3 protein-coding genes are annotated in these 13,334 nt (G+C 38.7%); all 3 read left to right on the top strand.

The genetic code is table 11. The features are described from left to right. Window positions 1-163 precede the first annotated feature (163 nt). Genes NBT05_RS12815 through NBT05_RS12825 form a run of 3 tightly spaced genes read left to right on the top strand, consistent with a single transcriptional unit; the run spans window position 164 to window position 13,315 of the window. Window positions 164-4,780: a hypothetical protein gene (locus tag NBT05_RS12815; protein WP_265770251.1), complete on the top strand. Its 4,617-nt coding sequence runs from the start codon at window positions 164-166 to the stop codon at window positions 4,778-4,780. Then, window positions 4,773-6,878, top strand: a complete 2,106-nt coding sequence (locus NBT05_RS12820; protein ID WP_265770252.1) for a hypothetical protein — start codon at window positions 4,773-4,775, stop codon at window positions 6,876-6,878. Before NBT05_RS12815 ends, NBT05_RS12820 begins: the two co-directional genes overlap by 8 nt. Before the next feature lie 11 nt (window positions 6,879-6,889). Further along, window positions 6,890-13,315 (top strand): T9SS type A sorting domain-containing protein, encoded by a 6,426-nt coding sequence (locus NBT05_RS12825; protein ID WP_265770253.1) that lies wholly within the window; start codon window positions 6,890-6,892, stop codon window positions 13,313-13,315. Window positions 13,316-13,334 lie beyond the last annotated feature (19 nt).

Consider the following 13,334-nt stretch of genomic DNA (forward strand, 5'->3'; position numbering starts at 1 on the left):
ATTTTAACAACATAAGATATACCCATATTAAAATAATTCCATCCAATCTAAATAGTTAATACGGTAAAACCATAATATTTATAAGGTTATGAAAATTTTACTGTTAATTAATTCTTAAATTAATTTTTATTTTATAGTATTGTAGTCCCAAAATAACCTATTTATGGTAAAATTATTACGCTTTACCCTTATATTTTTATGGATTTCCTATGCGTCTTTAGCAAATACTATCACAAAAGATAGTATCCATAATAATTTAGAATACAACAAGTTAAACTTAAAAAAAGGGTCTAAAACATTAATAGCTTCGTTAAAAACAAATTTAAATTTAAAGGTTAAGACTTCAAGAACTTTTAAGGAATTTACCAACTTAGATATTTCTGAAAAAAATGTTAACAATTTTCAAAAAAAACAAATTGAAGAAGGTTTTAATTTTAAAGCCGCTGATTCCAGCTTAAATAAGAAATGGTTGCAAATAGCAAAAAATACATTTGCTACCATTGAACAAAGTCAAAATTATATCGACCTTCTTACTGAAGATGATCTTTCATCCCTTCCTGTAGCTACTAGACCCAAAGAAATTAGTAATATAAAGTATACTATGGGAGTAGCCAAAGCGGTCTTCAAGCCAGCTTTTACAGAACTCATTGTTTTTCTTAAAGTCGAAACTCCAAAAGGTACGCTATATCTCGGAGCAAAAGATATTAAACTATCACATGAGGGCGGGATTATCGGTGAAGCCAAACTAAGCCTTATCTCTCAATTTACTATGAAAATTGACGATGGTAAGGCTATAGTGATCTTAAAAGGAAGTTTTCAGCAACCTTTCACATATGCACTTATTGACTGTTCCGGGTTTAACGAACTAAGTGTCGATGCGGATGTATTATTTTCACAAGGTCTGATTCACCCAGTTGATAAAGATGGGAACAAAATTGGTGGATATGTGCAATCCAGTTTTCGAACGGTCATCACCGATTGGAACGATTTAGTAGTTAACATCTCCTTACCAGAGTTTGGGATCAATGGATTGAAAGGTACTACCTTCCGATTGAACAGTGCTGTGTTAGATTTTAGTGATATTCGTAATGACCCACTAATGCCTGGTGCTTACCTGTCTAAATATTACAATAATAATCCGAATCTATGGCGTGGGGTGTATATCAACTCCCTTCAGGTGGTTTTGCCTAAAGCTTTTAAAAAGAAAAATCAAGATAAAAGAATTTCTTTTGGGGCTACCAACTTAATTATTGATTCGCAAGGGATTACCGGAACCTTTATTGGGGAAGACATATTTTCAATTGATGAAGGTTCTGCATCCAAATGGAAATTTTCTCTGGATCGATTTGCCCTAGGCATTGAAGCTAATACCTTAACAATGGGAGAATTTAATGGGGAACTAGTGCTTCCGGTATCAAAAGTAGAACGCTTGCAGTACAATGCCATAATTGGTCCGGACGAATATACATTACAGGTGTCGAGTACTAATGCTATACAATTTGATGTTTGGAACGCTGAGGTGACCTTAAACCCAGAATCATATATTGAAATGAAGGTCAAAGACGGAAAATTTTTACCGAAGGCTAACCTTCACGGAACAGTTAATTTGGCTTCTGGTCTCGGAGATAATAGCAATCAACAATCCGAAAATAAAACCGTAAACTTTCAAGGGATAAAATTTGAAAACATGCTTTTACAAACCGAAGGACAAAAGTTTTCTGTTGAGTACTTTGGATATAAAGGCAATCTTAAATTAGCAGGTTTTCCATTAACTATTAATGAAATTGGATTGCAAACCCCCCAAGGGTCTAATCGGGCAAACCTGATTTTTGATTTTAATATAAACCTTACTTCTGAAAGCGACGGGGGTAATGGTGCCGGAAGTAAACTAATATTTGCCGGAAAGCTTGAAGATGACAATGGAAGAGATCAATGGAAGTTCGATAGGGTAGAACTGGAACGTATGATGCTGGCCATGGAGGTAGGCGGTACTAAATTAGCAGGAGCTATTTTTATCTTTGATGACGACCCTACTTATGGAACCGGATTTGCGGGGTCGGTAAGTGCCAAATTTGGTGCGGGACTAAATTTGGAAGTTCAGGCTAAAGCTTTATTTGGGCGAACTCAGGAATTTCGTTATTGGTTTGCAGACGCTCAAGCGGTTATTCCCGGTGGTGTGCCTATTTTCACTGGCTTTGCTCTCAATACTTTTGGCGGTGGGATATATAATAGAATGAAAATGGCAGGGGTCTCTAATGACCCCAATGCCGCTATGAATCATATTGGTGCTTCTTCTTCGGGAGTAATTTACGAACCATCCTCATCGAGCGGATTAGGGATGAAAGCTATGGTTGGGATAGCTACACAGAATTCAGAAGATTTATTTCATGCCACCTTAGAATTCGGGATGACCTTCGCTAAATCAGGAAAAATCAATGATATTTATTTCAGAGGTCGTGGGGAATTGCTTTCTCCACCTACAGGTAACTTTGCTGAATCTGTGCTGGAAAAACTCGCCAAAATTGCTTTGGAAGAAACAGTAAGCTTTCCATCAACCCCACCTTCGGGAGCTATGAGCGCAGATGTGTTTATCAGCTTTGATTTTGCGAATGATATTTTTCACGCTACTTCTGATGTTTTCGTCAATTTTGGTGTATTAAAAGGCTACGGTAATTACGGTCGAGCCGGGTGGTTGGATTTTTATGCTTCTCCAGATGAATGGCATATGTTAATTGGAACTCCGGAAGATCCTATTGGGATTGTCCTAAATATTGGCATCTTAAAAATAGAAACTACTTCTTATTTTATGACTGGAGAAAATCTGCCAAATAGCCCTCCACCGTCGCCTATGGTGTCAGAAATCTTAGGGATTGATGCAGCAAAACTTGATTATACTCGCGATTTGGGTCAATTAAAATCCGGATTGGGACTCGCTTTTGGAGCAAATGTAAGTGTAGATACCGGTGACCTTAAATTTTTAATTTTTTATGCACGTTTTCAGGCAGGATTAGGTTTTGATGTAATGATTAAAGATTACGGAGAGGCTCGATGTAAAGGTTCTTCCGGACCTATTGGACTTAACGGGTGGTACGCTAACGGACAAGCCTATGCTTACTTGCAGGGAGAGTTAGGCTTATTTTTTAAACTCTTCGGAAGTAAGAAGCGAATCCCAATAATCAAAGGAGGGGGTGCCGTGATTGTACAGGCACGTCTACCGAACCCAGCCTGGTTCCAGGGGTATATGGGAGGACATTATAATCTACTGGGTGGTTTAATTAAAGGAAAATTCCGTTTTAAACTGGAAATTGGTGAAAAATGCGAAATCGTAGGAGGAAGCCCTATTGAAGGTATTGTAGCCATAGGGGATATGAGTCCAAAGGATAATAAGAAGGATGTAGATGTTTTTGCCTCTCCCCAGGTAGTCTTTAATATGCAACTGAATAAAGTATTTGAAATTCCGGATGAGACGGGTGACCGTAAATATCGGATTATGTTAGATCATTTTAAAGTAACCAAAGATGGACAACTGATTAAAGGTGAAATTAAATGGAGTGATCAGAATGACGTTGCCATCTTTCAATCTCATGAAATTCTTCCTCCAAAGTCGAATATAACCAGTGCGGTTCAATTACACTTTGAGGAGTTCAAAAATGGGCGTTGGGAAGTAATTAAGGAAGATGGAAAAGTATCTCTGGAAAGCAAAGAGGTCACCTTTACCACCGGAGAAGCTCCTAAAACTATTCCTAAAGAAAATATTGTTTATATGTACCCAGTCATCGAACAACAGAATTTCTTTATTAAAGAATATAATTTGGGTTATATCAAATTAGAAAAAGGACAGGAATATTTATTTCAACCTGTCCCAAATTGGAAGAAAACTTTAATAATGAAGGGGTCAGACGGGCAGGAGTTAGAAACTACTTTTAGCTACAACGCTTCTAAAAAACAAGTGGCCTTTCCCTTACCCAAAGGAATGAATAGATCAACAGCTTATGAGGTTAAAGTAGTTCTTATTCCTCCTAAAAATGATATGCAATCAAATGTGACCACAACCGAAGTTCGAAAGGATCTTAATGAAGATACAAATATTACGGTACGCTCCCGAAAAGCAGAAGGTGTGGTAATTTCCGGAGAAGAAAGGGAATTACTTACTTATACTTTTAAGACTAGTGAATTTAACACGTTCCAAAAAAGAATAAACGCCATGCGAGAAAACAAGGAGCTTTACTATTATCTGACCTATCCTTATGGTTTGGCATTGGTCTCTTCAGTAGATGATATGGAAGCTTTTGATCTGGCTGAATTGGTAGGTAACGAGTATACGGGGAACCAACCTCTGATTCGTGTTAAAGCGGTATTAGACAATCCGTATTACTTACAGAATATTTATCCTTTACTTTATAAAGGCTATCCGTTCCGTGAAGATTTAACCATAGACCGCAAAACTGATAAAATCAGTATTCCTCCCGTAGAAGGGGTAGAACCTATGTCCTGGTATCTGGATTATCTCGAAAATAATTATACCGGAGAAACTAGACAGTACAACCCGTACCGCTATAATCTTACCTATTATTTCCATCAGGATTATGAAGCCATTCGTTATAAGTTAGTCAATTCCGGGCAATATGATACTCCGGGGATTCCAAGAAAGCTTGTAACTGATCCTTTTCCGTTGATGCGAAATGGAAAATATAAAACCGAACTTAAATACGTACTTCCCGGACAGGTGAATACCGGTAGGTCACAACAAATTAAATATACCAATCCGCTTTATGAATAACCAACGGTATACATATCAAAAATGCCTGCTATGGATAACGGTCCTTTTAATAGCAGGTAAAGTGCAGTCACAAGAACCTATCGGAGACCTTCTTCCGGAAGTAAAGGTAATTGGTAAGGCTACTAAAAACAGTATTTTGCTACGTTGGGGGGTAACTACTCCGACCAGCTGGAAATATGCTAATGATTATGGCTACATTATCGAGCGAAAAACAATTACCCGAGGTGGTGAGATCTTAAAAGATTCGGAGGTTACGCTATTAACAGAGCAACCTATTAAACCACAACCCATGATAAAATGGGAGGAGTTTACTGAGAAAAACAAAAATGCTGCTATTGTTGCTCAGGCACTTTATGGTGAAAGCTTTGAAGTGGACCTAGAAGGTGGTGGTAATGCCATGGTGAGCATCGTTAACCAGGCTTCTGCTCTGGAACAACGATTTTCGTTTGCTTTATTTGCGGCAGATCAGGATTTTGAAGTAGCTAAGTTTTCAGGACTGGGATTTGTGGACGCATCGGTACTTCCCGGAGAGCAGTACTTATATACTATTAAAACTGCCATTACAGAAGAAAAACTATCCGTAAAACCAGGGGGAGTATATTTAGGGCTTCAGGATTTTCAGCCTTTACCAGAACCTCTGGATGTGAACGGGATATTTAAAGACCAGAGTGTAGCATTAAGCTGGAACTATGTGCTTCTTAAAAGGCAATATAACAATTACATGGTAGAACGCTCAACTGATGGCGGAGTTACATTTGACAGGTTAGATCATATACCGGTAGCTAATTTAAGTGAAAAAGTAAAAAATCCTTCTGACCGGATGTTCTACCTGGATAGCCTTCCACAAAACGGGAAAGAATATCAGTATAGAGTTAAAGGTATTTCTCCTTTTGGAGAAGTTGGTCCCCCTTCGGATATCGTAAAAGGTCAAGGTGTTAAAGCCTTAGGGTTTACTCCGGGAATTGCTTCGGTAAAACTATCTGAAACCGAAGATACGGTTCTGTTAATATGGGAATTTCCGGAAGAAGGAATGGAGCAGTTGTCCCATTTTGAACTCAACCGATCTGATAAAGTAAGAGGCGGTTATCAAGTACATACTCCTAATATTTCAAAAGCGCAACGGCAAATAGAAGTAGGAAACCTGCAAGCTATCAATTATTTTAACATTACTGCCGTAGGAGTAGACGGGTCAAAAAGAGGATCTTTTCCTAAAATGGTGCAACTTGATGATAGTACCCCACCGGCAATACCTATAGCAATTACAGGAACCATAGATTCTACCGGAGTGGTACAGTTACAATGGCAACAAAACCTGGAAAATGACTTTTTAGGCTACCGGGTGTTCCGTGCAAATATGGAAAATGAGGAGTTCACCCAGGTGACCGTAGAACCTATTTCAAAAAGTTCATTTACAGATACTGTTAGTGTCCGACTCCTTAATAATACCATTTATTACAAAGTCCAGGCCTTTGACAAACGCTATAATCCTTCTGAATTTTCTGAAGTTGCTGCTATTAAAAAACCGGATATAATTCCTCCTACCCAACCGGTGTTTGGTTCTTTTCTGGTTGAAGAAGGAAAAGTCATTTTAAAATGGATTGCAAGTAGTAGCGAGGATGCTTTAAAAACCCTGGTATATAGAAAGGAAAAAGGAAAAGAAGATATCTGGGAGCTAGTTGCGGAAAAAGCAATTGCTGAGACTAAATTTGAAGATACTTCCATAGTTCCGGCTACCACATATCTCTATACCATTCTTACTATGGATTCTTCAGGATTAGAATCAGAACCAGTAGTTCCCCTAAGCATCACTACAACTAAAACATCGATCAAAGCGGTTGATCGATTCCAAGCTGTGGTCAATGTTGAAGCTCAAAATATTAAGATCACCTGGAAATACACCGGTGGGGAGGTTGTAGAATATTCGCTTTTTAAAGCCGGAGAAGAAGAACCACTTACTTTATATAAAGTATTTAAAGAAGGGCATAAAGATTTTATTGATAGCAATTTAAAGATTAATACCAACTATACTTATGGGATACAGGCCTTACTTCGAAATGGTGCTAAATCCCCGGTAAAAACAATCAACGTAGCATATTAAAAGTGGGAATTATGAAGAGATTATTATTGTTACTAGGGATGTTATTAGGTATGCATTATACTTATGGACAAATATATAATATCAAATATGAACTGAAGGTAGCCCCTGGACATGGAAGTTATGGAGGGGGATGTAGAAATGATATCAGGGTACGTGTTTTTTATAGAGTTAACAATGGTCGAGAACAATTTAGGGACCTTAATAATGGGAGATATCTGGATTTAAATGGAGGCTCGACAGATCCTGACCCTTTTTCTGAGAGATTTGAAATAAGGGGGGGTACGGTAAAATTCACCAAATTAGAGACCTGGGCTTCCCGAAACTGGCGTAGGAAAGCGGGAGGATGTGGAGGAAGCGTAGCTTTTAATACTGAAAAGGAAACACATCCTATAAATTCAAACTGTACTACTATAGTAACTGATATTACAAAATGGTGGAGAGCTTCACTGTCGATAACTATAGAACCAGAATTAAGTATTACCAAACCGGGTAACAGAAAATCCGTAATTGCATGTGTTGGTGAAGACCATCTTTTACAAGCTACACCAGGGTTTACTCCAAAGGGTAATATATATGTATGGGAGTTTTTGGATAAAATTAATAGAGAGGGTACAAAAACTCCCGGATATCAGGCAGTAATAGATTATGCCGCAAAAAAACATATTGAATTAGAAGCTTGCAATACAAGTACAGATCCTGATAAATGTCAAGGGGAACTAAAGGCCTTTACAGATGCTATGGTAGAATCATTCAATTATAGTCCGAAATATACCTATAGTGATGTCTGGAGGCCTATAAGAAATATCACAAGAGATGCATCTTCCCAAGTTTCCTTACGTGATATTTATCCGTTAGATATATATTATCAAAGGGCAATAGGAACACCAATTGATATTCGTATTAAAACAAGCTGTGATAAAATTGTTCATGGTTACCAAGTAACCTTTTTACCTGAACCTCCGAAAGCCATAGGTACTCCCGACATTATTGAACCTACCTGTTCGTATACGGATGATGCGAGATTTACGCTATTTTTTGATCGGCAGATAAATAGGAACGAAAAAATAAATATTGCACTACGTAAAAAGTTTAAGAATGGAACTTATGAGACTTTTGATAGTAATGACAATATTCGATATTTTGATTTTGTAGATGGTAGAAAATGGTCATATACTTGGAAAACTAAACCTAATATAGGCAAGGAATTAGTAGCCGGTGATTATGAGTTCTTAGTAGCAGGAGTTGAAAGAAATGCAGGGTCGAATGCTACTCCTACATGTGATCCGCTAAAAGGTTATTTTACGATTGAACCCACTGATCGTGTTCAATTTAACGCTACTAAACTACAAGATGAAACCTGTTTTAACCTTAATAATGGGCAGATTGAACTTACCGCATCAGGGGGTTCAGAAACGTATTCTTATATTCTGAATGGCACTAATTGGGTTGGATCTAAAACCTTTACTCAAGCGCAATCACCATTTCTACTCAGGAACCTGCCCCCTGGAACTTATAATATTCAGGTTCGGGATTCTAATGCATGTTATGATAAAGAAAGTAGTGGCGACACTAATAAAGTAGTAACTATACGGATCGAAGAAAAACAAGAACTACGGCATCAAATTATTACCAGTACGACGAATCCACAAAATCCCGGGGCACCCGGATTAAGAGATGGAGTGATCAATATCACTTCGGTTTCCGGGGGTAGCCCCAAAAAGGAGAACGGAAAGGACTATTATGACTATGTAGTATTGCTAAATGGATCTTCTGTAAATACACTTACGGGCAGAGGGTATGCAAATGGTTTTCGAATAGATGGTCTGGGCGAAGGGAACCATCGAATCCGATATACCGACGCCAATGGGTGTTCAGTAACTTCTGATTTACCCCAAATTCGGGATCCGCAACCTATTACCTATACCCTCACTAAAAGCGATCCAAGTTGTGCCGATGCTAATGACGGAGAACTTAAGGTTTCAAATATTCAGGGTGGATATCCTAATTATGTTGTACGCTGGACTCGTAACGGAGTTCCCATCCCCGGTAATATAACTTCCATTACCGGTAGCGATGCCACCTATACCCTTACTATTACCGATCAACGCTCCGGTCGAGCCTATCAAGATAATATACGATTTGACAACGTACCGCTTCCAATTATATTTACTCAAAATATAGCTCTAATTCAGTGTTATGGTGAAAAAGCAGCGGTTACAATTACCGCCCGCGGTGGAAAACCACCTTATCAATATGGTGTATGGTCAGGAACTCAAGTGACCTGGTATAATTCTAACCGGATTGAACTTCCGGCTTCTACAGGTGCCGGATATCGATTCCAGGTGCGCGAACGGTATCATACAGGCTGTGATTCGCCTATCTCTCGGTATTACCCCATACGAGATGTTTCCCAGATCCTCATTGATGACAGTACTATTGTCGATAACAAAATATTTGGGGATAATAAAGGAAGTATTAAGATTACTGTAACCGGTGGCAAACCACCTTATACCATCCGCTGGAGTAAAGAAGGAGATACTGGTTTTATAGCAAATGGAAATACAATTACGGGATTAACTTACGGATACTATATCCCAACAATTACCGATAATACCGGAAGTTGTACCGTAATAGGCGATCGTATCTTAGTTGACCAACCTGATGAACTTATAGTAACCCTGGATGTGCTTTCTGATCCAATCCGGTGTTTTGAAGAATCCGGAACGATTACAGCAACCGTAACCGGAGGTTCTGAGAATTATGCTTACACCTGGTATTTGGACGGAATTAAGATTTCCGGTGAAAATGGAAATCAATTGGAAAATAGTAGTACCGGAAATTATAGTATCTTAATTGATGATGGCTATACCACTACTACAGAGGCTGTCACCTTTACCCAACCGGATCAATTAGGTTTTACCATTGCAGGTAAAGACGTACTATGTTATGATGGCTCTGATGGTGAGATTCATATTAATGCTACCGGGGGAACCCTTCCTTATTACTATTCCATCGATAATAAGCAAACTTATACTTCTTTTAACTTGACTGCCGATCATCATCTTACTAATTTGATTGCCGGAACCTATGAGGTTTGGTTAAAAGACGCTAATGATTGTGAACCGGATTCGTCACAAACCATTGAAATTAACCAACCCGGGGAAGTTCGAATTACTTTAGATACGTTATTTGACGTAACCCGAAGAGGAACAAACGATGGGTTTATCGAAGTGTCCATTACCGGTGTCGATGGACCATATACCGTAGAATGGACTCGGGCAGAAGATCCAAGCTTTTTAGAAACCTCAGAAGACCTTAAAGATGTATATTTTGGAACCTATACCCTTAGCATCTTAGATCAGAAAAACTGTGGTTTTACACAAACCTATACCGTACGAGAACCTTTACCTATGCAGGTAGCCTTAACTATAGAAACCCCGGTTTTATGTTATGGAGATCAACTGGGCGAATTATTGGCAAATGTAACCGGTGGTTTCCCCATTGAATCAACCCCGGAAGATTTTAGTTATCAATGGTTCCAATTAGAAGGAGCAAACGAGATAGCGCTAAATACGGATACATCCCTATATACACTTTCTAACTTACCAGCCGGATGGTATAAACTCATAGCTACGGATGCTAAAGGGGTGGTTGCGGAAAATACTATTGAAATTACACAACCTGATGACCTAATCGTTACACTTATGGATACCACTAATGTTTTATGTTACGGAGAAGCTACAGGAAGTATCAAAATTTTGGTAGAAGGTGGACCTAAAAATCCTCAAACCAATACTTATTTACCTTACACCTATCAATGGACAAAGGAAGAAGATCCGGGTTATACGGCAACTACAGCAAACCTGGACAATATCACCGCTGGTACGTATAACTTACTGATTTTTGATGATAACCTTTGTACTACTACTTTAAAAGATATAGTCATCGACCAACCTAAAGCTCCGCTAGAGGTTACTAATGTAGTCGCTACAAACTTAACCGGGTTTCAAACAGGTAACGGTAGTATTTCGATGGAAGTTATAGGGGGAACTCCTCCGTATACCTATCAATGGACAAATGCAGATGATGCTTCTTATCAAGCATCTACTTTAAATATTCAAAATCTTTCCATTGGAAATTATACCCTCGTAGTGACTGATACCGCAAACTGTAGCCTTACTTTTAAACAACAAATTACCGAACCGGATAAATTAATTAGTACTATCAATCCGCTTACTATTGCAGAAAGCGTACAATGTCATGGAGGTAATACGATACAACCCTTAGTAACTAGAACCACCGGGGGATTCGGGGCCTATAGCTATGCCTGGTACGAACAAGGTGACCTATCTACTATTTTATATACCGGGGCAGATACTCCCGTAGTCCCGGCAGGAACGTACAAGGTAATTGTTACTGATGAAAACGGAAATATTGCTGAAGATGTTTATAGGGTAGAAGAACCGGATGCTTTAGAAATAACCGAGAAAGTAACTCACCTTAAATGTAATAATGATACGGACGGGCGTATTGACGTTACGGTTTCCGGAGGTGTTGCCCCTTATACGTATGTTTGGAGTAACGGTACAATACAAGAAGATTTAGATAATTTAAGAGCTGGTAGTTATACGTTGCGTATTAAAGATGCAAACGGATGTATTTTATCTAAAGTTATCGAAGTTGTTCAGCCGGGAGCTTTATTTGCCAATATCACCAGAACTTACCCTTCTTCAAAAGGAGCTAATGACGGAAATATTCATATAGAAATGATTGGAGGGACTCCTCCCTTTACTTATAACTGGAAAATGAGTAACGGTTCCTCCCTAACCGAAAGCGGAAATATTCTAAATAATACCAGTGCCGGAAAGTATGCTGTTACCATCACGGATGTTAATAATTGTATGTTGGTCATTGATGATGTTGATCTATTTGAGCCCCCGGCCTTAGAAGTAACGGTAGCACAGAATAACGTAATTTCATGCTTTGGGAATACCACCACCGGAAGTTTAATTGCTGTAGTGGAAGGAGGCGTACCATACAATGCAATCAAACAATTCGAATACCAGTGGTATGATGCAACTACCAATGTATTTCTCGGTAGCGATGCAGCAGTTCTATCAAATATTAGTGCAGGAGATTATTACGTACGGGTAACGGATGCCGTAGGTACTTCAGCCACAAGTAAGGTATTTACAATAACGGAACCCGAGGAGCTGGTTGTGACTATAGATACTGACTTTATCAATTGCGGAGACCAGGAGGACTGGCATTTAATTCCTATAGTACAAGGTGGAACTCCACCTTACAAATACCAATGGAATACCGGGGATACAAAAGTGGAACTATATAACCGCTTGGCCGGAACCTATAAGGTAGACCTTATCGATCAACGCGGATGTACTGCAACGACTCAGGTAACTTTGGTTCCGCCACCAAACTTACAGGCTAGTCATACTTTTACCATTCCTACTTGTTATCAAGGTTGTGATGCTTCTATTGATCTAGAAGTTATTGGGGGAACGCCTCCTTATCAATATAACTGGAGTAATCAAACAAAAAGGAAGAATCTAACCGAGGTTTGTGTGGGTACTTATTCTGTCACTGTAACAGACTTTAAGGGTTGCCAGATGGATTATACTATAGAAATTCCAAACCAGGAACCAATAGTTGTGGACTTGGGTGAAGATGTTACTTTATGTAAAGATCAGTTTGAGAAGTTGGATGCTAGCATTGCTGATACTAAAGCAACTTATCAATGGACCGCAACTAACGGATTTACGGCAACAACCGCACAAATAGAGGTGGATAAGAGTGGTACATATACTGTGATTGCAACAAATAGTAATGGCTGTACGGCAACCGATACTATTGAAATACAAACTACTACTAATGAAATCTACACTAATTTTATTGCAAATTCTCAAGTTTATGTAGATGAAGTTTTTGTTCTGGTTGATATTAGCGAACCGAATCCGGATACCCTACTTTGGGAATTCCCTTTAGAAGCTGATGTACTGTATCAAGATAATGACTATGCAGAACTGTCTTTTGACCGTCCCGGGGAATATGAAGTAAGCATTCAAACCAGTTTCGGGTTGTGTACTGAGGTACATTCTAAAACCATTTTTGTTGTAGAAAAAGAATTTGGCCCTAATACCGAAGAAACGAACCTACCGGAAGAACAAATTGAATTTATGATGTATCCAAATCCGACTCTTGACGGAAAGTTTACAGTAGCTATTGAGCTTCCATACAGGCAAGCGGTAAGTTGTAAGATGTACGGAATTGCCAATAACACCTTATTAGCGGTACAAAAAGGAACTGATAAAAATAAATACGAATTTAAATTTGATATGGATCATTTACCTAGTGGAACCTATTTTATGTTGTTTGAAACTTCATCAGGTAGCCAGGTACACAAACTAATATTGGAATAAAGTAAAGAGCCCCATAAAG

Source organism: Aquimarina sp. ERC-38, from assembly GCF_026222555.1.
GTDB lineage: Bacteria > Bacteroidota > Bacteroidia > Flavobacteriales > Flavobacteriaceae > Aquimarina.

Bases quoted from the DNA above. Each gene is read 5' to 3' on its own strand.
- NBT05_RS12815 (WP_265770251.1), top strand. From the start codon at position 164: ATGGTAAAATTATTACGCTTTACCCTTATATTTTTATGGATTTCCTAT.
- NBT05_RS12820 (WP_265770252.1), top strand. From the start codon at position 4,773: ATGAATAACCAACGGTATACATATCAAAAATGCCTGCTATGGATAACG.
- NBT05_RS12825 (WP_265770253.1), top strand. From the start codon at position 6,890: ATGAAGAGATTATTATTGTTACTAGGGATGTTATTAGGTATGCATTAT.